Consider the following 26,117-nt stretch of genomic DNA (forward strand, 5'->3'; position numbering starts at 1 on the left):
AAACCGAAAACGCCAACCACCACACCGCACGCCAACACAAACAAGCGGTAATGCAAAGCCCAACTCCTGCAAACTACAACTACCGCACAGGCTGGGCAGAAAACTACAACGACATTAAGGAAAAAACCGCATGACAACCTTGAAGCAATGGAAGCAAGCTCCGTTACCATTTACAGGACAAAAAAGAATGTTCATCAAGCATATAGAACCAGTTTTAAGTGAGATTATCACTCAAGACGGAAACGGCTGGACTATTGTTGACGTGTTCGGCGGTAGTGGACTACTAGCACACACCGCAAAAAGACTAAAACCACAAGCCAGAGTGATTTTTAATGATTATGATGATTATTCAGAGCGGTTGAAGCATATTGAAGATACTAACCGCCTTCATTGGTTGTTGAAAACGGCAATAGATGACACGCCAGAAGACCACAAACTCACACCCACACAAAAAGCAAAAATAGTCAATATTATTGAAAATTTTGACGGCTTTTTAGATTTTAATTGTCTTTCATCATGGCTACTATATCCGCCCACCAAAGTAAACAATGCGGAGCAACTGACTAAAAAAACGTTTTTTAATTTTTTTAGAAAAACGCCACTTCCCTCATGTGATGACTATTTAGACGGCTTAGAAATCACTAAAAAAGATTTCAAAGAATTGATGACACAACACCAAAATCAAGAAAAAACGCTATTTTTACTTGATCCGCCGTACCTTTGCACAGAACAAAAATCATACAAAAAAGAAAATTATTTTAATTTAATTGATTTTTTGCAATTAATGGACCTCATCACACCGCCTTTTATATTGTTTAACTCAACTAAAAGCGAAATATTGGAATATATAAACTACACAAAAGAAAGCAGAACACCGCACTATGAAGCATTAAAGAACGCCACAATCACAACAGTTAAAGCGACATGCGGAAGAAGTCTCCCATATCAAGATAATTTTATTTACAGCAAATAACAGGAAAACCCAATGAAACACTATTTTTTCAATATATTAATCGCCCTTGACCAACTCGCCAACGCCATAACAGGCGGCGGAGCAGATGAGACATTTTCTAGCCGTTGTTATCGTGGGGCGATATTGGCAAAAAAACCGAAAAAACGCTGGCGTTGCTGGCTGAAAATTGTCAACGGCTTATTTTTTGACAAAAACCACTGTAAAACCGCCTATGAAAGCGAAGTCCACCGCCGACAATATCCGACCGACTTCACCATTATTAAATAACGTTAGACAGGTTGAAAAATGAGCTGGCAACAGAAAACACTAAAACTAAACCAAAAGGCAGAACAAGCCTTAAAGGACAATTTAAACGGCAAGCCCACCGCCTGCAATTTGACCTTGAAAGGAATAAAAATGGGCGTGCATAACTGGACACACGGCATAGAAGAAAAATCAAACCGCTATCTATCACCTGAAAACGCGGTGAAAGCACTAAAAGCGAAATTGACCGACCACGCCGATCCCAATTTGCCACAAAGTGCGGTGCAAATTGTCGCAATTATGGTCACTAGTCCAAGCCTAGATGACTTTATTACCGCTTGCGAACAGGTGCAAATATTGCTCCCTGAACCAGTGTTCAAACAAGCCTATGACTATGCAAAAGCAAGCCGAACACTACAAGATAGCAAAATGATCAAAACGCCGACCATTGCAAGCCCTGCTTTTAGCAAGCCAGCCGACATCACGCCACAAACTAGCCGACAACTTCAAGGCATTTTACGCAACGCCCAAGCAGTGGCAACTGCTAGCCAAGCTGCCGATCCGTTCACCGCCTTAGCCAAATTGAAAGAAGCGAAAAAAGCACGCGATCAACAAAATCAACAACAAGTGCAAAAACTATTAGCAACATCGGTTAAGGTTTACACCTTTCAAGGCGACGGCATGGCAGCAAGTGCGGTACAAATTGAAAAAAATATCCCAACCAGTCAACATATTTTTACCGCCTGCTTAATGTTCATCGGCGAAGACCTAACCAATATTAAAGGAATGCTACATGATTAGAGTAAGACCCTACCCAAGCGTACAACTCGCGTTAAATAATCAACCTGTACTATTACACAACATCAATATTCGCCTTGAAATGGTCAGAGAAGATAAAGACATGAGCGGACAGCGTTCAACCACTGCCAAAAGTGATAAAGGTTTGAAAGCGAAACAACTCACCGTAAGCGGTCTAATCCCTTATCAAAAAGCCGACTGGCTGACCGCACTTTTCAAACTTGCCGAAGCCGAAACCGACAAAGGCGAGCAAGTGAAATATCGTGTTGTCTGTGTTACCTCGCAAGCGGTCAACATGCGAGAAGCCACATTTACAGGAGCGGTGACCGCCGACGAACTTCACGACAAATTAGCGTGGGCGGTATCTTTCAAATTAAGAGAAGTGAACTCAATCGCCGAGAAAAAAGAACAACGCACCAAAAAGCCACAAGTGAAAGTGCAAAAAGAAAAAAGCACCGCCAATAGTTCAAAACCTGAAACACCCACCGCACCGCCAGCCCCTCAACAGCCAGAGCCAGCGGAGCCAGTAGATAATAGTTTTTCAAAAGAACTGAATGATACATTAGGCAAAGGATATGAACATATAGGTAAAATGTTAGGCTAAAGGCAACACATGAAAATTTTAAAACAAATCAAAATAGACGGCGAAGAAGTCGACATCGCCAAAGAAAACATCATTTTAGAACTCAACAACAGCGGTAGAGGACTGATCACCGTCAAAACCGACAAAAATTGCACAGGTAAAAGTGCGGTCTTTTTTTTAGGCACATTCGATCACTTCTATCAATGGTTTAACGGCTTTGTCGAAAGCGAACAGCAAGCGGAAAAAGGCTACAAAAAATTATTTATTCGTGAAAAGGTCGCCATTTTTGAACGTCCGTTAAATTGTTCACATCGGCACATCACCTTAACCGATCTGGCTAAATGGATAACCAAACAAACAGGCATACCAATCAACATACCGCAAGCCGATTACGCCACAACGCCGATCCCATTATTTACCCACAACGGCAGCGGATACCAGCTACTACACAACATCGGCAGACAGTTCAACATACCGCACTACATTTGGCAACAATCCGCCGACGGCTCATTATATATTGGCTCACACCACGACAGCCGATGGCACGGCAAAGCGGTAGAAATTGCCGAAGATGTCGCACTAAAAGCAGGCAGCAATGAAATGATTTTGCCGATTTACGCAGCAATAAGACCAGGTGCGATAATTAATAATAACATCATTCAACGAGTTGAACTGGACGGCGACCAATACCGCATAGAATGGGAAAATCTCAACCAACAAGGCGAACGCCAACAAAAAACACCAGAACGCCGAGCCATTGAAAAAAATTTCCCTGAACTGGCTGGCGGTTACCACTTGCCGAAATATGGCAAAGTCGTCGGCGTTGCTGACCCAACCCAAGGCGGAGAAATATGTGATCCGTTCCGTCCTAAATATGCGGTAGAGTTGCAAATATTAGACGAACACGGCAACGAAGACAAAACAACACCAGTATATCCTGCTGTACCGTTGCCAGTCACGAGTACCGCCTCACAAGGTGGCGATTTTTGTTTCCCAGAAGTCGGCACTATTGTAGAAGTAGGTTTTGCCTATGGACGAAGCGACAAACCATTCATCAGAACCATGTTAGCCCAAGGCAAAACACTGCCAGCGGTCGCCGTCGGCGAACAATTAAAACAACAACGCCCAGAAGTGTATGAACGCACCGACCAAGCAGGCAACAAAAGCCGAGTGACAGACCAAGACATATTAGACCAATCATTCACACGCCACATCAAAACCGACCAAGAAGTGAAACAGATAGGCACANTGTATCAGAAACAAAAAATAGACTAGTGGCACCGCTTTCATATATGGGAAGTGAGGAACAGAACATATTTAGAATATTAGAGGAAATCATTCAAATATTGGCAGACCTCGCCAGCACAACCGCCAGCCACACCCACAACGGCGGACCAACACCAGACCAATCAAACACCTTTAGCGGACAATCAAGCCAAGCCACCGCCGAGAAAGCCAAACTCACGCCAATCATAGAATAAAAAAAAGACAGCTCAAACAATCAGCAAACAATAAAAAAGCCTATTTAAAAATAGGCTTTATTTTTAACCGCCACACAAAACCAACAACCGCCACAAACCGCACAATTCACAAAAGCCAACAACCGCCACAAACCGCACAATTCACAAAAGCCAACAACCGCCAATTTCACAATAATTAACATAAACAAGCCAACAATAAAATATTTCACAAAATAGCACAATCTAGGCTTTTAACAAAATAATAACAACAAAACAACACAGACCAACCGAACCACACCGCAACCACTAAAAACCATAACAACACAACAACAAACAAAAACACACAGAAAAACCAACCAACCGCCCCACGTAAAACACACCAATATAAAATAAAAAATATAACCTATTGAAATGTAAATAAAAACACCACAACAAAACGCAGCACCAATCTAAAAAACCGCTCCCACGTAAAAAAATCAAGTAAAAACAAAATCAAAAAAAAACCGCCCACCCTCATGCGGGATTTTCGCGTAAATTTTTCAATTTTTACAGTTAAGAAAATGTTAAAAAAATATAGATAGATACAGATCTGAAAAGAGATCGCAAGCAAGTCAAACAGATCCAAAAAAGCGGAAAAATTACAGCGTTTTTCACTTAATTTCACAAAAAACAGATCTAAAAAATCAAGATGAAACGGCTAACACATTGAAAATATTAAAAAATAAATATTTAACGTGATAAATTTGAAAAAAAATATTACGTTAAACAGATCTAAATGAAGACAAGCAGCAACCAAAAAACAGCCACTAAACAGCCACTAAAAGAGATTTTGTAATCGCAACATATTGATAATTAAGTGATTAATTTTTGATATATATCATATATAAAGTAGTTCTCTTCCTGCATCCGTAATCAATCTATCTTCTGTAATTAAACCAATATCAACCAATCCTGATGTTTTTTCTCTGGCATCTTTGTCTTTTCTTTTTGCTTCTCCTGTTAGGAAAGCTCTATCTTTCATAAAATCATAATATTTTTCTTGCAATTCATTGTTCCAGTTCCAACTTGATTCCTTTATGACCTCATTATAAAACTCATCAAGAAGCAACAACTGTGCCTCGATTTTTAAATTTAGTTTTGCAGTTCTAAAACTTGTTGTTCCTATAACCCAACAAAAACTTTGATATGGAATACTTTTATTTACCATTTACTCATTCCTCCAATCAACTGGATAATTAGTAATCAAAACTTCTTCAGATATACTATTCTTATTTTTTCTGTGATAACTGCTATTTGAATAACTTTTATTCAGACGATTGCAGGAATACCCCTTACTTTCAATCCAATTATATAAAAAATCATTTCTTTTATTTTTACTTTCCAAAACATTAGACAAAGCAAAATTAAAACCTTTTTCATTGGCTTCGTCCAAAAATTCAAGTAAAGCTTTTTCTTCTATTTCAGTCCACATTCCATTTTCATTATATGTTGCATTTGTAATCAAATAAGGTGGATCACAATAAATAAAAGTCTCCCGAGAAAAATCATCTAACGAAATTTCTCTAAAATCCTTTTTCATAAACTGGACATCTTTACTTTTTAATTCTTCAGAAAATAATACAAGTTTACTTCTCATTTTGGAATTAAAATCTCTCTTACCTACCGGAAGATTAAAGAGTCCCTTTCGATTAAACCTAATCTGATTATTAAAAGAGAACACCATAAGTACATACAGCATTGGATAATCTATTTCTCCAGCAAGAACTTTAGCATTAAAATCATCTCTTAACTTGAGAAATCTTCCTTTATTGTATTCGGCTAAGCCTCTACTACTATCACAATCATAATAAGAATACCCATATAATGATGTATTGGATAAATTATACGCCTCAATAATATTGTCTATTTGTTTTAATAAAGCATCAGTATCAGTGTCTTTTATAAATTCAATTAAATCTATCAAATTTTCATTCGTATCATTAAAAATAACTTTTGAAGAAGATGAATTTATTCCAACATTTCCTCCTCCGGAAAATAAATCTAAGAATACTTCCCCTTCATCAAATAAAGGTTGCAACTGTTCTAGCAACTTAAATTTTCCGCCGGTATAATTAAACGGGCAAGGTATATTCATTTTCTTTTTTTCTTCGCTAAATACTTCACATAAAAATAGTCTTTCTTTATTATCTTTTATATCTGATTTCCCCGTCGAAAAACTCTTGTAGTCTGATTCAAATATAATAACTTTCCCCTTTTTACTAAGAATTCTCATAATATCTTCATCTGATATTTTCGCATTCGACCTATCATTTCCCTTCTCGGACATATTGTTATATGAAAGTAAGATATATTTTGTATCAGCCCTTTCAATAAGTTCTTCAAATGCTTTTGTAGCCGTAATCATGCAATAATCACTTTTTAATGCCGTTCTGTCCATCTTTCTTGCAACCCCATAAACTTCAGGTTTTTCCCATCTTGCCACATTTTCAAGTAAATGATATGCATCACAATACTGCCTTGAATTATATGGAGGATCCAAGTACAACAAATCACCCCTAATACTTTTAATAAGTTTATTTGCATCTAAGTTATAACAAATATTATTAGAATTTACCGTTTCTTCAGGTAATAAAACATTCAATACTAATTTTTTCTCAAAATCAACATTTTTTCTATATGCATCGTAGTGTCCAACTGTGTTTGCAATCTTATCCATTGCATATAGAAGCGATGTAATCAATATTGCATATTCCTTAAAATTTATTTCTTTATTTTTATACTTTGCTTCTATATCTTCTCTTATATATCCTATCTTGCTACAATCATCAGCAGAAAAGAATGTATCTGCAAAATTTTCTCGCATATAATTATTTTCTTTTGTTTTAACTTGATTATAGTCGTATATAAGCTCAATTATCTTTTTGCTTGAATATTTTTCATATCCAAACCATGCATAATTGGAAATATAATTACTATACAGTAAATCATTTGTGATAAGCATTTTATCCTTAAAAGTATTCGCAACTGCACCGGTTCCACTAAATATGTCAATAACAATATTTACACCTTTACAATTTTCATCAACTGTTTTTCTTATAAAATCGGAAAGAGAATATTTATTTCCTAAATATCGTCTATTGTTTATGAATGACTGCTTTAATCCTAATTTAGATATTAAAAAATCTGTGTCATCCTTATCCTGTAAACCATCTATATGCAAAAATCTTTTTATAATTTCAACTGTATTTTCATCCCAAAAGTACCTTCCTGTATCACTTCTCGGAATTAAAATATTTTCTTTATCTATTAATTTATATAAATATGACTTAGAAATGTCTAATTCTTTTATTACATCAGTAACATTAAGACTTGCCATCTTTATCCCTCCTTGCCACATTTTAATCTATTTAGTAGACATTATAGCATATTTCACCCATTTTTTCTATATTTTTATTGAAAAATCAGATGCTAATTGCATCATAAAATAGAGAGTATCAAATTTATAATACTCTCCATGTATCGCTATAGCTCCATATCGTTACTCATACTATGACTCTGCTCAATTGTTTTATCTATTTTCCTTTTATGTTTCTTAATTGCTCCAATAACGGATTCTTTTTTCTCCTCCGTTTTAGTCCTTCCAAGATATACATTCATATTAGTTTTCAGATGTTCCAATTCATCATATTCAACTGATAATGAATTATGTTTCTTCATAATCTCCTCTTGTTTAGATTGTAATTCTTTAGAATGCTCGTTTAATTTCCTGAAAAGATTTTTACTTGATTTTGTCTTTAACTCTCCTATTACCACATGTCTCAAATTTGGAAATTGCTTAAAGAAAATATCTATTTCATCATAGGACTTCTGATAAGCTTCTACATCTTTTCTGTTCATCATCATGTAGATTTTATCATTTGGATTTTTACGATAACCTTCATAATGTTCTCTTTTGTTCATACAGATTTGAATATGCTTCACAACTTCCTTAATCCTCTTTTGTTCGCACGAAAGTTTATCAAATTCTTGTTTCAATTCATTTTTTTGAAATGATATTTTTTGAATTCCTTTTTCCAATGCTTCCATAGAGTTAAAGCCTTTATCTCTTATTTTTAATAGAATTTTAGATGCTACTTGCATGTTGGTGTGAACTACCCAATCCTGATTTCCATATTTGGTTTTATCAACAAAATCTCCTATTTCTTTATCCTTATTTCGGATTCTTTCTTTGATTTTTTCTTCTGTGTAATTATCCCCTATGGTTTTCGCTCTGGTAAATCTCTGCTGATTTTTCTGTTTGAAAGCAATATACTTTCCAAACTTAATTTCATATCTATATTGTTCCATTATTTTAAGAAAATGTTCCCAATTTATTGCCTTTTGAATTACTCTATCCATATCAAATTGAAGTCTTGATTTATAACTTTTACCTTTTTTATCTTCATTCCAGTCATACCAATTCACGAACTTTCTTCGCTTAATCTCGTTGATTTCTTTTTCTGTTTCTTGGTCAATTACAGATAAATTATGCTCCTTACAAAGCTTGTCGCTTTGGCTTCTGATGTTCATATAGGAACCGTAATAGGAATGATAAACCTTGCCCTCGTCCACATCTATGGAATTAAAAATAATATGATTATGAATATGGTCTTTGTCGATATGTGTTGCCAATACATACTCATATTTTCCCTCTAAAACCTTTTCGCAGAGTTCGATTCCCACTTGATGTGCTTCTTCAAAACTCACTTCTTCCGGCACAAAGGATTGGATCAGATGATGAGCTAAAGTCTTGGTTCTTGAGTTAAATTGTTTCTTGGTAAGTTCAAACTCTTTATGAGCATTTTCTCTGCTGCAAAGGTGGGTCGTAACATAGATTTCATCATCGGTTTTATCGCCATTGCAGATATAGTCTATCGCTTTTTTCAGCGTAGTCTTGATAGGATGTATCTTCGTAACCGCCATCAGCAAATCACCTCGTTGATGATATAATCCGAAACTTTTTCTCGAAGCTCGGACAAGAAAAGAAGTTCTCCTTGCAAAGCTTTCTTGATGCTCTCAATATCATCTTTATAGATGATTCCTGTGCTGTTTGCCGCCTTTGCTATCTGATTTAGGTTCGCCGAATTACGACTGATAAGAGAAGAAAGTTCTCTAAGTTCTTTTCTAAACTCACTGGATAAATCAATGCTGATGATCCTGTTCTTGAAAATACTGTCTCGGTAAAACTCTCTCTTACTCTTAAAATTGGTCATTGCAAATCTTCGATTTAATTCTCTCATATCTTCTTCGTTCACCATAAAATGAACGGTGCAATCGTTTTTACGATTAACTAACTTTGACATTTTTCATCACTCCTTTCTTTTTCGGGGTCTTAGGGTTCTCCCTAAATATTTCAAATTTGATTCTTCAAATTTCAAGCCTACTTTTTGGACTGTGGTCAAAAAGTATATGCTTGCTATCTACCTATAATTCATGATTTTTATAAATTCATCTTTATAGTGAACGCAAAAATTATTTTCACTTTGCCGAATCCCTATTCTTCAAAATAGAATCGAGATACATTTCGAAAGTGCAGATATTTATGTCGTTTGCTATAACTTACACAGAAAAAATAGATGTTACTTCTTCATTTACCGTTTGCACCGTTCATACCGCACGACATTCTCTTATATACGAAACATCAAACGGTACGAACGGTTTGAACGGTATTTTAGTAAATTACATCCTCCGAATTATATTTAACCTGGTAATTGTTATTATTCTTACCTCGCTTCATCGTAATGCTGATCCCGTTTTTCTTTAGAATATCCTTATTACGACTTAAAGTTTTCCCGAATTGTTGCGGACTTTCAACATCAAGATTAATCTTAGAGCAAATATCCACTATCGTTCCTTCCATCATTTTCAGCTTCGGCATCATTTGAACCAATTTCTGAATAGACGGTTCCAATGTTTCAATCGGATCTATTTTATCAAGTTCCAATATCTTTCTCACAGGATGTATTTTTACCTGATAGGCTTTCGATTCAAAGAGCCTACTTGTTACATCCAACTTGAATTCCGTATCAAATTCCGATGCTTTATCAATCGCAATGATGGTATCTACCGAGCCAGATAAGGCTTGAGAACCTATAACCTTCTCACTGACACTTTTTACCGAAGAATCTTTTTTTGTGTGATACATCATGATAAAAGTACAACTGTATTTGTCAATGAGTTCATAATACTTTGCCATAACCTCATAGGTGTCATTGTAATCATTTGCATTGTATTTTCTGTCATATTTTATCTTGGAAAAAGTATCGACAATAAACACCTCATAACCTGATTCAACATCTAATTTTATGATTTTTTCAAACTCATCAAAATCCACATAACTTGTGCCTTCATAGAATTTCATCGTACTTGAGCAAGGTAAATCCAATCTGCCGACTCTCTCTTGAATAAGACTTCCGGATAACTCATTGCAATAATAAACAACCTTTGTTTTCCTCACCTTGTTTTCAAGAAAATCAATTCCTTCATTGATACATATCCCAAGATTAAGCCCCAATGCCGTCTTTCCTTTTTTGGGCGAAGCGACAATCAAAGTTATACTTTTCCTTGCAATGATATTATCAACGATATACTTATCGGAAACATCAAATACCGTATCTATCGTGTATGCTTTCAACGAATCACCTCCTTGTTTTTCCTGTGGTAGTTGTAATCCCAATAATTCGTTCTGCCGACTTCCTGTGCCTTTTTAATGCTCTGATTAAGATATTTAATATATGCAGCTTCCGTTTTTCTTTTGCTCATATCTCCCATACGATTCAATGCGGATTTTAAAAAGATTTCCAACATCAAGTCGGCATTTCCATGTGTAAAGCTGTTCAACACAAGAAGAAGCTGAAAATCATCTTTACTTGGATCTCCCGTAGAATATCCTCCGGTGAAAAGTCCGCTTCCCTTTCTGTTAGTCCGATAGATTGCTTTCATAATATCTTCAATATCAGGAACATCGCTGCCCACATTTCGGTAATATGAAATCTGTTCTCCAATACTTTTTTTGATTGCATATCTTTCATAATGAATACTCAGCTTATATTGTTCTTCTTTTATTTCTGTGCAAGTTCCTATCACATTACCTGTCATAGCAATGCACTTATTTGATTTATACATTTCAAATAGATCGTCCTGATTATTGAGATTTTTCGGAATGTTCCCCTTAGCAAAAATATGCACTCCGTTTCCTGATACGGATATTTCCTTATAGGTATCTGCAAAATCACTTATAATTGCTCTCGTTTTATCAAAATTCTTTTCTTTCACCTTGTCCAAATCTATACAAACAAGGGAATCTTCCTCCGTCAATACAAAAGACAAACCATCGCATCCGCTTCTCTCCAAACCTGCAAATGCGGTTTCAAAATCCGACCAATTCTCTTTTTTATTCCAATCGTTTGAATCACAAGTAATCGGACTGATCGGTATCTTAATCATTTTTATATTCCCGTTTTTATCCTTGTTTCGATAAATCTTAAACCATAACCATTGCTTGTGTTCTTTTAATTCCTGCGGAATATTGTTAATATATTTTTCCTTGTTTATCATTGCTACCTCCATATTTTTGTTGATGATGGAAGTACAACCTGATAAAATATTATTCGAGAGTTGCAATCTTATCAGGTTGCTTCCCGGCTCTATCTATTGCCGTAGATAGAGTCATTTTTATTTCTATTCACCGTTTCGAACATTTCCAGAATATATGCAAGAAGTTCAAGTTTATTTTCATCCATATCGCAGTCCAAATTTACATTTTCAAAATATTCTTCAAGCACTCTCAGCTTCTCTTTTAATTCATCAAACACTCTTATATTCCCGAACACTTCAACGCTATGATTTAAGCTCATTTGAATCATATAATCCTGTTTGTTCAATCCTGATAATGCTATTTTCTCTTCCAATAAACTTTTTTCTTCCAGAGACATTCTGAAATTCACTATAATATTTCTCTTCCTGTTTTTGTCGACTTTCAGCTTTCTACCTTTTGTTCGTAGACTTTCTCTTTTAAAAATCTTACTCATCTTAAATTTCCTAATTCCTTTCTTTTTCGATAATGTTCACAATCTCCAACTGCTTTGACGGATACAAATGTGCGTAATTTAGAGTGATTGAAATACTTTCATGCCCTAAACGATCCGCTATTACTACCAGTGAAAATCCTTGCTCTATTAAATAAGCAACATGGGAATGTCTTAAATCATGAACCCTGATTCTTTTTACTCCCGACAGCTTACATCCCCTATCCATCTCGTGATGCAAATGTGACTTTGTAAAATGAAACAGCCTTGATTTTGAATCCAAATGATAATACATTCCGAAAAAATCAGCCATTTCATCACATAGAAACTGCGGTAATTGAATCACACGATTGCTTTTTTCCGTCTTGGGTGAAGTGATATAGTCTTTTCCTTTGATCCTCTGATAGGATTTATTGATGCTCAAAGTTTTCTTTTCAAAATTAAAATCATTTTTGGTTAAAGCCAGTAACTCACCTTCTCTTATACCGCACCAATAAAGTATCTCAAAAGCATAGTATGAAACAGGCTTACTTTTAATACTTTCAGCGAATTTTTCATATTCCTCTTTCGTCCAAAACAACATTTCCTGTGCCTTTGATTTTCCCATCTTGGTCGTTTTATGAACGGGATTACTTGTCAGTCCATAATACTTACTCGCATGGTTAAGGATTGCATTCAGCTGATTCTGAATCGTTCTTAAATAAGTTTGAGAATACTGTTTCCCTTCACTGTCCGACTTTTTAAGCAACTCATTTTGCCACTGTAAAATATCCGGAGCTGTTATTTCAGCTATAGATTTCTTGGCAAAGTACGGTATTATTTTCGTTTCTATAATATGAACCTTTGTCAAATAAGTGTTGTATTTAATCCTCGGCTTTAAATCGCTCAAATAGATTTCAACAAAGGATTCAAATAACATATTCAAATCTCTTGACTTACTCGCTAAAAACTCCCTTTCATATTCCAATGCCTCTCTCTTTGTAGCGAATCCACGTTTTGTATGGATTTGTTTTACTCCTTGCCAATCAACATACCTCAAATAAATTTTCCAGGTACCTCTTTCTTTATCCTTGCTTGCTGACACAGCACCACCTCCTACACTTCTTTCGATTGTCCATAACAGTTTTCTTCATAAAATTTTCGATTCACTTTGCCCGCAATCACAATCAAATTGGGATTACCTCTAAGCATTCTTTCATTTAATTCTTTTATCATCTTATATGCTTTAGGCTTTGAAACTCCCCAATCTTTGCTGACTTCTTCAACATCAACATACATTTTCCCCATATTTTTCCTCCTTCTCATTATATTTATACTTGCGATATATATCAGTATAATAATTTATATAACGAATGTCAATAGTTATTTTTAATATTTATCAGTTTTTTTCTTTATTTTTAGTATACAATATGTTATAATAATCAATAATAAATATAGGAGATTATAATATGGGTGAAAATACTGTATCGAAACGATTGAAATATCTTCGTTCCATAAATAAAAAAACACAAAAGGAATTTGCCGAATTCTTAGGAATTCCTCAACCTTCCATGTCCGCATACGAAAACGGAAAAAACAATCCAACAATCGATGTGCTGATTGATATTGCCGATAAATGCAAAGTATCTTTAGATTGGCTTGCTGGTAGAAGCGACTATACTTTCGGTCTTTCAAGCATGGGGGATTTTGTGTTGTTTATATATGAACTTTCAATGAAAAAAGAAATTGGATTTGAAATAATTGTGGAAAATAAATTCCCGAATGATATTGAAACCGATGAAAATAAATGGAATGCCAAACTTGTTTTCTATGGCAATGACAAAGATCATCCGTTCAATGCTGATGTTTGTAACATCTTAAAGGAACTATCGGATAATCTGTTTGACTTGGAGTCTTACTCTATTACAAAGGAACAGTTTGATTCTATGAAAAACAAATCTGTAGAGTATTACTCTCTACCACTAACACAGAAAGAGTTTGAAGAACTTTCAAGAGATGAAATTCTAAAAAAGAGAATTGGATACTTGAAAGAAAATAATTTGCTGTAAAATAAACAGGCTAAAAGAAAGGAAACTAATTCATATGAGTGTAGATCAATGTATGCGTAATCTAAATCAAATAGATAAAGAACTTGCCGATTTAGAGAAAAAGCTTGCCGAAGAATTAAAAAATGAAGCTAATAAAATAAAAAAAATTAATGATATTAGCAACAGTATAACTAAAACTACTTCTGCATCCTCATATTCTTCTAAGATGAAACAAATACAAGGATATCAAAATGATCTTGCGAAAATATCAAGCAAAAAAGCTGATATAAATAAAAGGATTGCTGACAAAAGAAAAAAAAGATTAGATGCAATGCAAAAACTTCAAAAAGAACAATCCAATGAGGCAAAAAAAATTGAAAAACAACAAAAACAAACATATCAAAATTATGAAAAGCACATTAAAACTTTAACTTCTCAAATTTCAGAATTATCCAATTACAATAACGGGAATAGGAATATATATTCTGATGAAACAAACGAAGAATACGATGTTTTCATCTCTCATGCTTCTGAAGATAAAGAAAGCTTTGCAAATGACTTATATAATTCTCTAAATAATGCAGGTATCAGGGTATGGTATGATGAACTATGTATATCTTGGGGAGATAGTCTTCGTTCAAAAATTGATAATGGTTTAAGAAAATCAAAATATGGAATTGTAATATTATCTAATTATTATATAAACAAAGGTTGGACTCAGTATGAACTAGATGGTTTATTTCAAATTGAAATGACTGGTGGAAAAACTATACTACCTATATGGCATAATATCTCTAAAAAAGAAGTTCAGGATTTTAGCCCAACACTAGCTGGAAGAATGGCTTTAAATTCTGCTATGATGACACCTGATGAAATAGCGGAAGAGCTCATCAATATTTTAAATCTCAATCAATAATACAATATTAATAGATTATAAAAAACACCAAAGCAATATTAAATTCCTTTGGTGTTTTTTTAATCTGCAAGCATTTTGCAAGCATAACAGTTGCAAAATAGCTATTTATAAGGCTTTACAGCCTGTTTTTAACTATTCCCACTCAATTGTAGCTGGTGGTTTTCCGCTAATGTCGTACACGACTCTAGAAATTCCGTTCACTTCATTGATGATGCGATTTGAGATTTTTCCTAGCAGATCGTAAGGTAAATTCGCCCAATGTGCGGTCATAAAATCAATTGTTTCTACCGCTCTTAGGGAAACGACCCAATCATATTTACGTCCATCACCCATTACACCGACTGATTTGATGGGTAAGAATACAGTGAAAGCTTGACTGACTTTGTAATACCAGCCTGATTGATAAAGTTCTTCGATAAAAATTGCATCGGCTTGACGCAGTAGTTCGCAATACTCTTTTTTGATTTCGCCTAATACTCGCACGCCTAAACCTGGTCCTGGAAATGGATGACGATTAAGCATTTCTGCTGGTAGACCAAGTGCTAAACCTATTTTACGGACTTCATCTTTAAATAGTTCACGTAGTGGTTCAACTAAGCCTAATTTCATGTAATCAGGTAATCCGCCCACGTTGTGGTGAGATTTGATGACATGTGCTTTTCCTGTTTTGCTTGCTGCTGATTCAATTACATCAGGGTAAATTGTACCTTGTGCTAACCATTTGACATCAGTCAATTTTTTGCTTTCATCGTCGAATACATCAACAAATACTTTGCCAATGGTTTTACGTTTAAGCTCGGGATCTTGAATGCCTGAAAGTGCGGTTAAAAATCTATCTTCTGCATTGACTCGAATAATATTCAAGCCAAACTTGTCGCCAAACATTTCCATCACTTGATCGCCTTCGTTTAAACGCAACAAGCCGTTATCAACAAAAACGCAGTGTAAGTTATTACCAATAGCACGATGTAATAAAAGTGCGGTAACAGATGAATCTACTCCGCCCGACAGTCCTAAAATTACTTCATCATCACCAACTTGTGCTTTAATTCGAGCTATCGCATCTTCAATAATGTTTTCCGCTGTCCAATTGGTTTCACAACCACAAATATTGACGACAAAATTTTTCAATAGTTGTAAGCCACTTTTAGTGTGAGTCACTTCAGGGTGAAATTGCACGCCATAAAAATGACGTTTTTCATCCGACATGGCAGCTATCGGGCAAGTAGATGTTGAGCCTGTTACTGTAAAGTGCGGTGGTAATTTAGTGACTTTATCACCATGACTCATCCAAACGTCTAGTTGAGGGTGATTATTAGCTGAAATGCCATCTTGCAGTTGTGCAAATAAACGATCTGTTGTTTGGCATTCTACAGAAGCATAGCCAAATTCTCGATGTTCAGAAGGTTCTGTTAAACCGCCTAATTGCATTGCCATCGTTTGCATGCCATAACAAATACCTAACACAGGTACACCTGCATTAAATACATATTGCGGTGCTTTAGGGCCATTTTCTTCTGTGGTGCTTTCAGGACCTCCAGAAAGAATGATCCCCGTTGGGTTAAATTCTCGGATTTGCTGTTCGCTAACATCCCATGCCCAAAGTTCGCAATATACGCCAATTTCACGTATGCGACGTGCAATCAACTGAGTATATTGTGAACCAAAATCTAAAATCAGGATTTTATGGTGATGAATATTTTTCATTGTTTATCTCTTTGATTACCTGTTCTATTAACGCACTTGATAATTTGGTGCTTCTTTGGTGATAGTCACATCATGCACATGACTTTCTTTGATACCTGCCCCACTAATTTTGACAAATTGAGCTTTTGTACGTAATTCTTCGATAGTTGCACAACCTGTTAGCCCCATACAAGAACGCAATCCCCCCATTTGTTGGTGAATTATTTCTTTCAAAAATCCTTTGTATGGAATGCGTCCTTCAATTCCCTCAGGAACTAGTTTATCTGCCGCATTATCAGATTGAAAATAACGGTCTGATGATCCTTTCGCCATTGCTCCTAATGATCCCATGCCTCGATAAGATTTAAAGGCTCGTCCTTGATAAAGTTCAATTTCGCCAGGCGCTTCTTCTGTGCCAGCAAACATTGATCCTACCATGACACAAGATGCTCCCGCAGCAATCGCTTTTGCAATATCGCCTGAGTAGCGAATACCACCATCTGCAATGATAGGGATGCCACGTTCTTTTAATGCTTCTGCCGCATCAGCAATGGCTGTAATCTGTGGCACGCCAACACCTGTAACAATTCGAGTAGTACAAATTGAACCTGGTCCAATACCAATTTTGACCGCACTTGCCCCCGCATCAGCTAGTGCAATCGCTCCCTCAGCTGTTGCTACATTCCCTGCGATAATAGGCAAATCAGGGTATTTTGCTCGAGTTTCACGCACACGTTGCAATACCCCCTCAGAATGACCATGAGAAGAGTCAATCAACAATACATCAACACCTGCTTTTACAAGTGCTTCAATTCGTTCTTCATTACCAGCTCCCGCTCCTACTGCTGCACCAACACGTAAACGCCCAAAAGCATCTTTACAAGCATTCGGTTTTTGTTCTGTTTTTTGGAAGTCTTTTAGCGTAATCATGCCTTTTAATTTAAATTGATTATCTACAACTAATACTTTCTCTACTCGATGTTGGTGCATCAAACTAAAAATTTCTTCACTCTGTGCATTTTCTTTGACCGTAACTAACCGCTCTTTTGGTGTCATTAACTGGCTGACCGTTTTGCTCATATCACGTACAAAACGAATATCTCGTCCTGTAATAATGCCTACTAAATTATGTTCATTATCTACAACGGGGAAACTGGCAAAGCTATTTTTCTTTACAATTTCAGAGAGCTCACCTAAGGTCAATTCTGGACGAACTGTGATAGGATCAGTAACAATTCCGCTCTCAAATTTTTTCACCTTGCGAACACGATCCGCTTGACGTTCGATACTCATATTTTTATGAATAAAACCAATACCGCCCTCTTGAGCAAGAGAAATTGCTAACTTAGTTTCTGTTACCGTGTCCATCGCTGCAGATAGCATTGGAATATTCAGACGAATATCTTTTGTAAGTTGGGTGGATAAATCCGCTGTATTAGGTAAAACGGTGGAATGTGCTGGGACGAGGAGCACATCATCAAAAGTTAAAGCTTCTTTAATTACTCGTAACATAGTGCAATATTCTCTTTTCAAAATAAAATAAGGATAAAAATATTGCGGTGGGATTATACAGATTTTACTTCCGTTTGAAAATTAGTTTTTTTAATTATTTTAAGGAATTCAAATTTATGATAAAAATGATAATTAAAATCCATATTCGAGAAATAAAATGGAAAACTTATTAAATATACTTGCTGATTGCAAGCCTCATTCTATGCCAAATTTAACCGCACTTTTAACCAAAACGCCGCAGCAAATTGAACAATCAATTATTGCTCTGCAAAAATTAGGGCTAAATATTAAAGTTGATACTATTGGCGTTCACTTACAACCTCAATTGGATTTACTTGATTTTCAAAGAATTTCTACCGCACTTTCAACTAAACATATCTTTATTAAGTCAGTGGTTGATTCAACTAACGCCTTTTTATTTAGGAATCTAAATCAGCTAAAAAAAGGTGATTTTTGCATCGCAGAGTATCAAACTGCTGGGCGTGGTCGACGTGGACGACAATGGTTTTCACCTTTTGCAGGGCAAATTATGCTTAGTGTTTATTGGAATTTTGCTCCAAACATATTAATTAACGGTCTAAGTTCTGTTGTTGGTATTGCTATTGCTGAAGCGTTGAATCATGTGACTAATAATAAAGTGCGGTTAAAATGGCCAAATGATTTGCTACTCGATGGACGTAAACTTGGAGGCATTCTAATTGAACTTGCACATCAACATAATGGATTACTTAACGTTATCATCGGTTTTGGGATTAATCTTTCAATTGGTTCAAAACAACAAATAGATCAACCTTGGGCTGAATTGATTGAAGTGTTGCCTCAACTTGATCGTAATCAGTTAATTATTGAAATTATGAATAATTTATACCAAACGTTGCCTCTTTTTGAACAAAATGGATTTAGTTTTTTTCGTCAAAAATGGATTGAACTTGATGCCTTTTTAGAGCAGCCAATTAAAGTGATCAGCGAAAAGTCTGAAATTCAAGGAATTTCACAAGGCGTTGATAATAATGGATTTTTATTAGTTTCTACAAAAAATGGATTATTATCGTTCAATGCTGGAGAAGTTTCTTTACGGAAACAGTAAGAGGTTGAATAACAAGATCGGAGAAAAATCCGATCTTGTTACCGCACTTTTTTAATTTGATGTTTGTAGTTTGTTTTTTTCTTTTGCTGGAGTGAAAATTCGCAATAAAATATAACCAGCAATCGCAGATAAGCCTGACCCAATTAAAATGCCAAGACGAGCAAAAGCCGTTAATTCACTGTTACTTTGATCTGCAAAAGCTAATCCAGCTAAAAACATTGACATAGTAAAGCCGATTCCACATAACACTGCAATAGCAAAAATTTGTTTGAAATTAATACCTTCCGATAATTTTGCAATTTTTAATTTCACTGCGATATAACTGAATAGGAAAACGCCAAGCGGTTTGCCAATCAATAGCCCCAAGGTCACGCCTAAAGTCAATGGTGATGTTAAAGCATTCCAACCAATATTTGACAGCGATACTCCTGCATTACAGAAAGCAAATAACGGTAGTATCATAAAAGAACACCAAGGTGCTAGAACATGTTCCATGTCATGTAATGGCTCTCTGCCATCTTTGCTTTTTAATGGCACACAAAAACCAATAATTACTCCTGCCAATGTTGCATGAACGCCCGATTTTAAGACAGAAACCCATAAAATTAAGCCCAATATGCTATAGGCGGTTAAGCTACTTACATTAAATCGATTTAATAATACTAATCCTATAATTGCGGTTGCCGCCAGCACTAGTGCTTCTGGACTTAATTCATTAGAGAAAAAGACTGCAATAACAATAATTGCCCCTAAGTCATCAATAATGGCTAATGCTAATAAAAATATTTTTAATGCAAAAGGTATCCGACTACCTAATAATCCTAATACACCTAAAGCAAAGGCTATATCAGTTGCCATAGGGATTGCCCATCCTTCTTGATAGGGAGAGGACTGATTGATAAACCAATAGATCAATGCAGGTACAATCATTCCACCTAATGCCCCAATTGCAGGAAAAATTGCTCGTTGATAGCTAGAAATCGCCCCTACCAATAATTCTCGTTTTACTTCAAGCCCCACTAGTACAAAAAAAATCGCCATAAAACCATCATTCACCCACATTAACAATGGCTTATTTATTTCTACTAATGAGCCTAGTTTAACAATCACAGGAGCATCAAGAAAATCAAAATAAAGCTGACTAAAAGGGGTGTTTGCCCAAAGAACTGCAAAAGCGGCAAAGAATAACAAAACAATGCCGCCTGTAGCCTCTAACTTCATAAAATAACGTATTTGCTGTATCATTTTCTTTCCTGTTTAAAATTAAAATATAAAATTTTTTACACAAAATTTACTTTCATGTCAATATAAATAAAAATTTAACGTTTATTTAAAATGTATTTTATTTTCAATAAATTTAACCGCACTTTCTTGAAATTTATAATTGATGATAAACTTTTATTGCATGTGCATCAGACATACCTGCGATATAATCACAAATAACTCTTTTTTTGTCTCTTTCTGTCGCATTTTTCCAACGTAATGCTGTATTATTAGGTAATAGACGCTCTGGATCACTTTCAAATATGCTAAACATTTCAGTTAAAATTCGTTGTCCTTTGTATTCAATTCGCTGTGTTTGTACATTTTTAATCACATATTTCCATACGAATTTTTTGAAAATATCAAGTACCTCAATTACTTCTTCTGGTAGTTCAGCGTTATATCTCAATAAAGGATCGGTGAAATTCTCTAGTATTTTCCACCGCACATGAGTGATGAAAAAGTTGACTAATGCTCCCACTGCATTTTTACGTTTGTAATGTTTATCAGAAAAAAGTTTATCGGTGAGATCTTCTGCATTCCGTCTAATCCAATCTGATTGACAATTTTTTAATTTTTCAACAGCTTCCTGCCATTGATGTCGATTGACAACACCAACAACTACTGCATCTTCTAAATCATGCACGCCATAAGCAATATCATCTGCTAATTCCATAATGCTACAATCTAATGATTTATAAAGCGTTTTTAATGTGTCTGTTGAACTCTCTCTTTGTTGCTTAAATTGCGTAAATAAACAACGGTCTGTTTCTGATAGCGGTTCTAGTAGCCAATTGAACATGCCTTGATCATCGCGGAATAAGCCTTTACCTGGTTTCCAATCAGCAATTTTAACATAACGAGATTGATCCTTTTCTAATTCAATATATTGGTATTGTGGAGAGGAAAGATCTAAAATGGCTGGATATTTTACAATGCCTAATAAAGTACGACGAGTTAAATTCATCCCCGCTTTTTCAGTATAAGGCTCTAATTTTGTCAGTAATCGAAAAGTTTGAGCATTGCCTTCAAAACCGCCATGAGCATGCATCATATAGTTTAATGCAACTTCTCCCCCGTGACCAAAAGGTGGGTGCCCAATATCATGAGCAAAACATAGGCTTTCGATAAGTTCATTAGTTGGCAACAACGGCTTTAAATTTTTTTGTAACGGTAAAATATCCATTCCCAGTTGATAAGAGAGCGTAGCAAATGCCTCGCTAAATTTAAGTTGTGAAACTAAACTACTACCAATTTGAGCGGTCTCCAAAGAATGGGTTAACCGAGTACGATAAAAATCATTTTCACCTACAGCATGAATTTGCGTTTTTGCTTGTAAACAACGAAAGGCTGCACTATGTAAGATTCGTCCACGATCTCGACAAAAAGGAGGTCTATGATCTTTTTCTCGTGGTGAATCTTCAATAAAACGCATATACCAAGCAGGATTGATCTGATTTTTCATATTGTCCTCACGTCACTAGAAGATAAATCATTTTAAATACCAAAGGTGCAAAAACTGAACTGATGATACCGCATAATACTAGAGAAATCGAACTATAACTGCCAGCTTTCTGATCTACTTCCATGCATGACACTGTACCCAACACGTGAGAGACAGCCCCTATAGATAATCCAATTGCTTGAGAGTGTTTTAATTTTATTTTTTTTAAGATTAAGTAGCCAAATATAGAACCCTGTAATCCAGCAATAACTACACTAACCGCAGTAATTGCGGGTATTCCCCCCATATTTTCTGCTATAGACATTGCGATCGGCGTAGTGACTGATTTAGGTAAAACTGTAACAAGCATTTCAGGTGTTGCACCTAATAACCAAGCTAATATCGCTCCTGTAGTCATCGATAATAACGATGCCACTAATGTCACCGATAAAATAATTTTCCATTGTGGGATAATTTGACGTAATTGCTCATATAAAGGCAGAGCCAATGCTACCACACTCACACCAAGCAAATTATTCAGTAACGAATTACCTTTCATATAATCATCATAAGGAATTCCACTGATAGATAAAAATACAACTAATATCAATACGGTCAAAATAAAAGTGTTAAAAACAATAGATTTCCATCGTTTACTAATTTGCAATGCGACCCAAAATGCAACAAGTGTAAGCAAAGAATAACAATAAATCATAGTACTCTCTCAATTTTTGCTCGTTTTTTTAATATTTTTTTACGTAGTCCACTAAAAGAGGATCGAAAAAACAACCTATCTGCCATTAAACCAATAAAAATTAGAGTAATACAGGTACTAATAACGTTCGGAATTAATAAAATATTTGCTTTAGCTATTAATAAGTCTTGGTATTTGATTATACCTACACTGACAGGGACAAATAATACCGCCATGTATTTCAGTAATAAAGTTGCCCCAGAAAATACCCAATGAGGCTTAATTACTTTTGTGACTAATCCAAAAAATAATAGAAATAGCCCCCAAATACTATCTGGTATTCCCAAAGGAATGAAATGTGCAATCCAACTACCTAAATACAGCATCACGTAAAGTATAATAAAAGAGTGTAATAACTGAAAAATCCGTTGTTTCATGATGAATTCAATTTTTATGATAAAAAATACAAAATAATTTTACTCTCATTTTTTTATTTATGAGCTAATTTTTGCTAAAATAATCGTGTTTTGGTAATAATTCTTTATAAAAATGTTGAAAAAATATATCTCTTTTATTTTACTGTTATTACTTGTTACGCTTCCTGCTCAAGCTACAAGTCGCAGTATAACTTGTCTAGCAGTTAGCATTACTGATGGCGATACATTTACTTGTTTATTAGAAAATAATAAACAAATTAAAATTCGATTAGCAGAAATTGATGCACCTGAAAAAAAACAACCTTTCGGTAAAAAATCAAAGCAAGCATTAGCACGATATATTCATAAAAAGAAAGTGAAGCTTGTCATTTTTGGCTATGATCGCTATCAGCGTACGTTAGCCACTGTTTATGATCAAAATGATGAGAATATAAACTTAAAAATGGTACAATCTGGTATGGCATGGGCTTACAAAAAATACGTTAGAAATCCTGTTTATATTCAAGCTCAACAAAACGCTAAACGAAAAGAAGTTGGACTTTGGCAAGATAAAAATCCTATTCCACCAGAACAGTGGCGTAAGCAGCAAAGGTTACTACATGAAAATCAATACTATGCCCTTTGATAACGTCAAATTCCGACAACAATTCCCGTATTTTCAGCAAGAAAATACGGCTGTTTATTTAGATAGTGCAGCGACGACGCTAAAACCACAAGTGTTAATTGATGCTACCACAGATTTTTATCTGCTTGGTGGATCAGTACATCGCAGTCAATATGAAGAAAAACAGACCGCACTTTACGAGCAGGCTCGAACTCAAGTGAAAGAATTAATTCATGCTGAAAGTGAAAATGCTGTCATTTGGACTTCAGGCTGTACTCATGGGATCAATTTAGTTGCTAACGGTTTACTGCATCAATTTTGTCCACAAGATGAGATTATTATCACTACAGCAGAACACCATGCAAACTTTGTACCTTGGCAGCAACTAGCTAAAAAGAGCGGTGCAAAATTAGTAATTCTACCAGTCGAAAAAGATGGAATGATTGATGAGCAAGCATTAGCTCAAGTGCTAAACTCTCGGACTAAACTCGTTGCTTTGAATTGGGTTTCTAATATAACAGGGACAAAGCAATCTATCGCTTCACTGATTCCGTTAATTCGTCAAAAAAGCACCGCACTTGTGCTAGTTGATGCAGCTCAAGCAATTTGTCATTTTCCTATTGATCTGCAAACAGCAGACATTGATTTCATCAGTTTTTCCGCACATAAGTTCTATGGTCCTACTGGATTAGGAGTACTAAGTGGAAAACTCACTGCACTTGAACAGCTTCAACCATTAATGTTTGGTGGGAAAATGGTTGAACAAGTATCAAATTCAACTAGCCGCTTCAGTAAGTTACCTTACCGTCTCGAAGCTGGTACGCCGAATACAGCTGCTGTGATTGTTTTTTGTGCTGTGCTAACATGGTTTCGTCAATGGGATCAAATTGCAATGGAGAAATATACGCAATCATTGGCAAAACAAATTGTCACTCGATTACAAAATTACGCTCTTTGTCGCATTTTTAGCTCGCCTCAAAGCTCAATATTAAGTTTTGTTTTTGAACATATCGAAAACAGCGATTTAGCTACATTATTGGCTGAACAAAATATCGCAATACGAGTCGGTAAACACTGTGCTGAACCTTACATCAATCACCTAAATTTACAAGGAACACTACGCATTTCTCTCGCACCTTACAATAACCAACAAGATATTGACAATTTTTTTACTGCACTTGATAAAGCTCTTAGCTTATTGGAGATAGAATGATAAAAAAACTAGCATCGGCTTCTCATTGGGAGGAGCGTTATCGCTTAATTATTCAATTTAGTAAACAATTACCACGACCAACAGAACAAGATTTAAATCAAATGCACTCTATTTCAGGCTGTGAGGCAAAACTTTGGTTTGGTTTTAATCAACAAGATAGCGGTGTTTTTCTCTTTCAAGCGTACAGCGAAGCACGTATCATTAACGGCTTGCTTTGGATCTTATTACAAGAAATCAATGGAAAAACTGCTCAACAACTGGCAAATTTTAACTTAATTCATTATTTTTCTGATTTAGGTATTACTCAACGGCTAAGTACAACTCGCTTAAATGGTTTAAAACAAATTGAAACAATCATTCAAAATTTAGTAAAAAAACAGCATTAACTCATACCGCTATCGTTTACAACGTGTATCATTCATATCACTATAGATAGTTTTAGAGCAAATTTTATTACGAATTATTATTATCTATAATTCTTTAACAATAACAATTATTATTTAAAATAACCTTTAAAATTAATAAGTTATAAACATTTATACTTGCATAAAGTTCAAAGTGCGGTTAAACTGTATTCAATTTTATTCGTCCACTTATAGAGAGGATTACGCCATGTTGAACAAAGCAATTATCGACAAATTAAATGAACAAATTAATTTGGAATTTTATTCTTCCAATGTTTATTTACAAATGAGTTCTTGGTGTGAACAAAAAGGTTTTGCTGGTGCTGCTGCATTTTTATTACGTCATGCTGATGAAGAAATGCAACACATGCAAAAGTTATTTGATTACGTAAATGAAACAGGTAGCATGCCTAAATTAGGCAGAATTGAGGCACCAAAACAACAATTTAAATCGCTCAAAGAAGTATTTGAAATTACGCTGGAACATGAAAAATTTGTCACTTCAAAAATCAATGAACTAGTAGAAGTAACTTTTGCTCATAAAGACTATTCTACGTTCAATTTTTTACAATGGTATGTTGCTGAGCAACATGAAGAGGAAACCCTATTTAACAGTATTATTGATAAATTTGCTGTGGTAGGTGAAAGCGGAGCTGCACTTTATTACGTTGACCGTGATTTAGCAACATTATAAGAGGGGAATCAAT

General features: G+C 35.2%; 27 protein-coding genes and 1 pseudogene. 12 read left to right on the forward strand and 16 right to left on the reverse strand.

All coding sequences use genetic code 11. From position 1 onward, the window contains the following. The first annotated feature begins 130 nt into the window (after positions 1–130). The 5 genes and pseudogenes from ACFQ02_RS05220 to ACFQ02_RS05240 all read left to right on the forward strand — a co-directional run bounded on the left by ACFQ02_RS05220 (position 131) and on the right by ACFQ02_RS05240 (position 4,078). Complete coding sequence (locus ACFQ02_RS05220; RefSeq protein ID WP_380820190.1) at positions 131–973, forward strand: DNA adenine methylase; 843 nt, start codon at positions 131–133, stop codon at positions 971–973. Positions 974–985: 12 nt separating this feature from the next. After that, positions 986–1,240, forward strand: coding sequence for a DNA helicase UvrD (locus ACFQ02_RS05225; RefSeq protein ID WP_380820192.1), 255 nt, complete (start codon positions 986–988; stop codon positions 1,238–1,240). Between the two features lie 18 nt (positions 1,241–1,258). Further along, positions 1,259–2,017 (forward strand): hypothetical protein, encoded by a 759-nt coding sequence (locus ACFQ02_RS05230; protein ID WP_380820194.1) that lies wholly within the window; start codon positions 1,259–1,261, stop codon positions 2,015–2,017. Further along, positions 2,010–2,618, forward strand: coding sequence for a baseplate complex protein (locus tag ACFQ02_RS05235; RefSeq protein ID WP_380820196.1), 609 nt, complete (start codon positions 2,010–2,012; stop codon positions 2,616–2,618). Before ACFQ02_RS05230 ends, ACFQ02_RS05235 begins: the two co-directional genes overlap by 8 nt. Positions 2,619–2,627: 9 nt before the next feature. Next, positions 2,628–4,078 (forward strand): annotated as a pseudogene (locus tag ACFQ02_RS05240) (hypothetical protein). Between the two features lie 44 nt (positions 4,079–4,122). Here ACFQ02_RS05240 and ACFQ02_RS05245 read toward each other — a convergent pair. The 10 genes from ACFQ02_RS05245 to ACFQ02_RS05290 all read right to left on the reverse strand — a co-directional run bounded on the left by ACFQ02_RS05245 (position 4,123) and on the right by ACFQ02_RS05290 (position 13,410). Continuing rightward, positions 4,123–4,260, reverse strand: a complete 138-nt coding sequence (locus ACFQ02_RS05245) for a hypothetical protein (protein ID WP_380820197.1) — start codon at positions 4,258–4,260, stop codon at positions 4,123–4,125. Positions 4,261–4,934: 674 nt separating this feature from the next. Continuing rightward, positions 4,935–5,264: a hypothetical protein gene (locus ACFQ02_RS05250; protein ID WP_380820200.1), complete on the reverse strand. Its 330-nt coding sequence runs from the start codon at positions 5,262–5,264 to the stop codon at positions 4,935–4,937. Continuing rightward, complete coding sequence (locus ACFQ02_RS05255) at positions 5,265–7,433, reverse strand: Dam family site-specific DNA-(adenine-N6)-methyltransferase (protein ID WP_380820202.1); 2,169 nt, start codon at positions 7,431–7,433, stop codon at positions 5,265–5,267. 146 nt (positions 7,434–7,579) lie between these two features. Then, positions 7,580–9,019 carry a relaxase/mobilization nuclease domain-containing protein gene (locus ACFQ02_RS05260; RefSeq protein ID WP_380820203.1) on the reverse strand — a complete coding sequence of 480 codons (1,440 nt, stop codon included), beginning with the start codon at positions 9,017–9,019 and terminating at the stop codon, positions 7,580–7,582. After that, entirely contained in the window at positions 9,019–9,399 is a 381-nt protein-coding gene (gene mobC / locus ACFQ02_RS05265; RefSeq protein WP_380820204.1) for a plasmid mobilization relaxosome protein MobC, read from the reverse strand. Before mobC ends, ACFQ02_RS05260 begins: the two co-directional genes overlap by 1 nt. A gap of 368 nt (positions 9,400–9,767) precedes the next feature. Beyond that, the gene (locus tag ACFQ02_RS05270) at positions 9,768–10,730 is read right to left on the reverse strand and encodes an AAA family ATPase (RefSeq protein WP_380820208.1); all 963 of its coding nucleotides are present in this window, start codon (positions 10,728–10,730) and stop codon (positions 9,768–9,770) included. Beyond that, complete coding sequence (locus ACFQ02_RS05275) at positions 10,727–11,653, reverse strand: DNA primase (RefSeq protein ID WP_380820211.1); 927 nt, start codon at positions 11,651–11,653, stop codon at positions 10,727–10,729. The genes ACFQ02_RS05270 and ACFQ02_RS05275 overlap by 4 nt, the downstream gene beginning before the upstream one ends. 89 nt (positions 11,654–11,742) lie before the next feature. After that, positions 11,743–12,126, reverse strand: a complete 384-nt coding sequence (locus tag ACFQ02_RS05280) for a plasmid mobilization protein (protein WP_380820212.1) — start codon at positions 12,124–12,126, stop codon at positions 11,743–11,745. Between the two features lie 10 nt (positions 12,127–12,136). Beyond that, a complete protein-coding gene (locus ACFQ02_RS05285) occupies positions 12,137–13,207 on the reverse strand; it encodes a site-specific integrase (RefSeq protein WP_380820214.1) in 1,071 nt (356 codons plus the stop codon). 11 nt (positions 13,208–13,218) lie between these two features. Beyond that, on the reverse strand, positions 13,219–13,410 hold the full coding sequence (locus ACFQ02_RS05290) for a hypothetical protein (RefSeq protein WP_380820216.1): 192 nt from the start codon (positions 13,408–13,410) through the stop codon (positions 13,219–13,221). A gap of 161 nt (positions 13,411–13,571) precedes the next feature. Between ACFQ02_RS05290 and ACFQ02_RS05295 the strand changes: the two genes are divergently transcribed. Continuing rightward, entirely contained in the window at positions 13,572–14,171 is a 600-nt protein-coding gene (locus ACFQ02_RS05295; RefSeq protein ID WP_380820218.1) for a helix-turn-helix domain-containing protein, read from the forward strand. A gap of 34 nt (positions 14,172–14,205) precedes the next feature. Further along, complete coding sequence (locus ACFQ02_RS05300) at positions 14,206–15,066, forward strand: TIR domain-containing protein (RefSeq protein ID WP_380820220.1); 861 nt, start codon at positions 14,206–14,208, stop codon at positions 15,064–15,066. Positions 15,067–15,198: 132 nt separating this feature from the next. Here the strand turns inward: ACFQ02_RS05300 and guaA are convergent, their stop codons facing one another. Together guaA and guaB are read right to left on the reverse strand one after the other, a co-directional pair. Beyond that, positions 15,199–16,773 carry a glutamine-hydrolyzing GMP synthase gene (gene guaA, locus ACFQ02_RS05305; protein ID WP_380820222.1) on the reverse strand — a complete coding sequence of 525 codons (1,575 nt, stop codon included), beginning with the start codon at positions 16,771–16,773 and terminating at the stop codon, positions 15,199–15,201. Between the two features lie 27 nt (positions 16,774–16,800). Beyond that, positions 16,801–18,264, reverse strand: a complete 1,464-nt coding sequence (gene guaB, locus ACFQ02_RS05310; RefSeq protein ID WP_380820224.1) for an IMP dehydrogenase — start codon at positions 18,262–18,264, stop codon at positions 16,801–16,803. A 157-nt stretch (positions 18,265–18,421) separates the two neighbouring features. Between guaB and birA the strand changes: the two genes are divergently transcribed. Further along, entirely contained in the window at positions 18,422–19,351 is a 930-nt protein-coding gene (gene birA / locus ACFQ02_RS05315; RefSeq protein ID WP_380820227.1) for a bifunctional biotin--[acetyl-CoA-carboxylase] ligase/biotin operon repressor BirA, read from the forward strand. Positions 19,352–19,402: 51 nt separating this feature from the next. Here birA and nhaA read toward each other — a convergent pair whose 3' ends face one another. The 4 genes from nhaA to ACFQ02_RS05335 form a co-directional block, all read right to left on the reverse strand. Continuing rightward, positions 19,403–20,596 carry a Na+/H+ antiporter NhaA gene (nhaA, locus tag ACFQ02_RS05320; RefSeq protein ID WP_380820230.1) on the reverse strand — a complete coding sequence of 398 codons (1,194 nt, stop codon included), beginning with the start codon at positions 20,594–20,596 and terminating at the stop codon, positions 19,403–19,405. 133 nt (positions 20,597–20,729) lie between these two features. Then, entirely contained in the window at positions 20,730–22,079 is a 1,350-nt protein-coding gene (locus tag ACFQ02_RS05325) for an anti-phage deoxyguanosine triphosphatase (RefSeq protein WP_380820232.1), read from the reverse strand. A gap of 7 nt (positions 22,080–22,086) precedes the next feature. Then, complete coding sequence (locus ACFQ02_RS05330; protein ID WP_380820234.1) at positions 22,087–22,773, reverse strand: CidB/LrgB family autolysis modulator; 687 nt, start codon at positions 22,771–22,773, stop codon at positions 22,087–22,089. After that, positions 22,770–23,189: a CidA/LrgA family protein gene (locus ACFQ02_RS05335; RefSeq protein ID WP_380820237.1), complete on the reverse strand. Its 420-nt coding sequence runs from the start codon at positions 23,187–23,189 to the stop codon at positions 22,770–22,772. The genes ACFQ02_RS05330 and ACFQ02_RS05335 overlap by 4 nt, the downstream gene beginning before the upstream one ends. 112 nt (positions 23,190–23,301) lie before the next feature. Here ACFQ02_RS05335 and ACFQ02_RS05340 point away from each other — a divergent pair, with 112 nt between their 5' ends. The 4 genes from ACFQ02_RS05340 to ftnA all read left to right on the forward strand — a co-directional run bounded on the left by ACFQ02_RS05340 (position 23,302) and on the right by ftnA (position 26,104). Further along, positions 23,302–23,814, forward strand: coding sequence for a thermonuclease family protein (locus ACFQ02_RS05340; RefSeq protein WP_380820241.1), 513 nt, complete (start codon positions 23,302–23,304; stop codon positions 23,812–23,814). Next, complete coding sequence (locus tag ACFQ02_RS05345) at positions 23,804–25,006, forward strand: cysteine desulfurase (RefSeq protein ID WP_380820360.1); 1,203 nt, start codon at positions 23,804–23,806, stop codon at positions 25,004–25,006. The genes ACFQ02_RS05340 and ACFQ02_RS05345 overlap by 11 nt, the downstream gene beginning before the upstream one ends. Continuing rightward, on the forward strand, positions 25,003–25,392 hold the full coding sequence (locus ACFQ02_RS05350) for a SufE family protein (protein WP_380820243.1): 390 nt from the start codon (positions 25,003–25,005) through the stop codon (positions 25,390–25,392). Before ACFQ02_RS05345 ends, ACFQ02_RS05350 begins: the two co-directional genes overlap by 4 nt. Positions 25,393–25,618: 226 nt before the next feature. Next, a complete protein-coding gene (gene ftnA / locus ACFQ02_RS05355) occupies positions 25,619–26,104 on the forward strand; it encodes a non-heme ferritin (protein WP_380820248.1) in 486 nt (161 codons plus the stop codon). The last annotated feature ends 13 nt before the right edge of the window (positions 26,105–26,117 follow it).

Source organism: Seminibacterium arietis, from assembly GCF_042675725.1.
Lineage (GTDB): Bacteria > Pseudomonadota > Gammaproteobacteria > Enterobacterales > Pasteurellaceae > Seminibacterium > Seminibacterium arietis.

Bases quoted from the DNA above. Each gene is read 5' to 3' on its own strand.
- ACFQ02_RS05220 (WP_380820190.1), top strand. From the start codon at position 131: ATGACAACCTTGAAGCAATGGAAGCAAGCTCCGTTACCATTTACAGGA.
- ACFQ02_RS05225 (WP_380820192.1), top strand. From the start codon at position 986: ATGAAACACTATTTTTTCAATATATTAATCGCCCTTGACCAACTCGCC.
- ACFQ02_RS05230 (WP_380820194.1), top strand. From the start codon at position 1,259: ATGAGCTGGCAACAGAAAACACTAAAACTAAACCAAAAGGCAGAACAA.
- ACFQ02_RS05235 (WP_380820196.1), top strand. From the start codon at position 2,010: ATGATTAGAGTAAGACCCTACCCAAGCGTACAACTCGCGTTAAATAAT.
- ACFQ02_RS05245 (WP_380820197.1), bottom strand. From the start codon at position 4,260: ATGTTAATTATTGTGAAATTGGCGGTTGTTGGCTTTTGTGAATTGTGC.
- ACFQ02_RS05250 (WP_380820200.1), bottom strand. From the start codon at position 5,264: ATGGTAAATAAAAGTATTCCATATCAAAGTTTTTGTTGGGTTATAGGA.
- ACFQ02_RS05255 (WP_380820202.1), bottom strand. From the start codon at position 7,433: ATGGCAAGTCTTAATGTTACTGATGTAATAAAAGAATTAGACATTTCT.
- ACFQ02_RS05260 (WP_380820203.1), bottom strand. From the start codon at position 9,019: ATGGCGGTTACGAAGATACATCCTATCAAGACTACGCTGAAAAAAGCG.
- mobC (WP_380820204.1), bottom strand. From the start codon at position 9,399: ATGTCAAAGTTAGTTAATCGTAAAAACGATTGCACCGTTCATTTTATG.
- ACFQ02_RS05275 (WP_380820211.1), bottom strand. From the start codon at position 11,653: ATGATAAACAAGGAAAAATATATTAACAATATTCCGCAGGAATTAAAA.
- ACFQ02_RS05280 (WP_380820212.1), bottom strand. From the start codon at position 12,126: ATGAGTAAGATTTTTAAAAGAGAAAGTCTACGAACAAAAGGTAGAAAG.
- ACFQ02_RS05290 (WP_380820216.1), bottom strand. From the start codon at position 13,410: ATGGGGAAAATGTATGTTGATGTTGAAGAAGTCAGCAAAGATTGGGGA.
- ACFQ02_RS05295 (WP_380820218.1), top strand. From the start codon at position 13,572: ATGGGTGAAAATACTGTATCGAAACGATTGAAATATCTTCGTTCCATA.
- ACFQ02_RS05300 (WP_380820220.1), top strand. From the start codon at position 14,206: ATGAGTGTAGATCAATGTATGCGTAATCTAAATCAAATAGATAAAGAA.
- guaA (WP_380820222.1), bottom strand. From the start codon at position 16,773: ATGAAAAATATTCATCACCATAAAATCCTGATTTTAGATTTTGGTTCA.
- guaB (WP_380820224.1), bottom strand. From the start codon at position 18,264: ATGTTACGAGTAATTAAAGAAGCTTTAACTTTTGATGATGTGCTCCTC.
- birA (WP_380820227.1), top strand. From the start codon at position 18,422: ATGGAAAACTTATTAAATATACTTGCTGATTGCAAGCCTCATTCTATG.
- nhaA (WP_380820230.1), bottom strand. From the start codon at position 20,596: ATGATACAGCAAATACGTTATTTTATGAAGTTAGAGGCTACAGGCGGC.
- ACFQ02_RS05325 (WP_380820232.1), bottom strand. From the start codon at position 22,079: ATGAAAAATCAGATCAATCCTGCTTGGTATATGCGTTTTATTGAAGAT.
- ACFQ02_RS05330 (WP_380820234.1), bottom strand. From the start codon at position 22,773: ATGATTTATTGTTATTCTTTGCTTACACTTGTTGCATTTTGGGTCGCA.
- ACFQ02_RS05335 (WP_380820237.1), bottom strand. From the start codon at position 23,189: ATGAAACAACGGATTTTTCAGTTATTACACTCTTTTATTATACTTTAC.
- ACFQ02_RS05340 (WP_380820241.1), top strand. From the start codon at position 23,302: ATGTTGAAAAAATATATCTCTTTTATTTTACTGTTATTACTTGTTACG.
- ACFQ02_RS05345 (WP_380820360.1), top strand. From the start codon at position 23,804: ATGCCCTTTGATAACGTCAAATTCCGACAACAATTCCCGTATTTTCAG.
- ACFQ02_RS05350 (WP_380820243.1), top strand. From the start codon at position 25,003: ATGATAAAAAAACTAGCATCGGCTTCTCATTGGGAGGAGCGTTATCGC.
- ftnA (WP_380820248.1), top strand. From the start codon at position 25,619: ATGTTGAACAAAGCAATTATCGACAAATTAAATGAACAAATTAATTTG.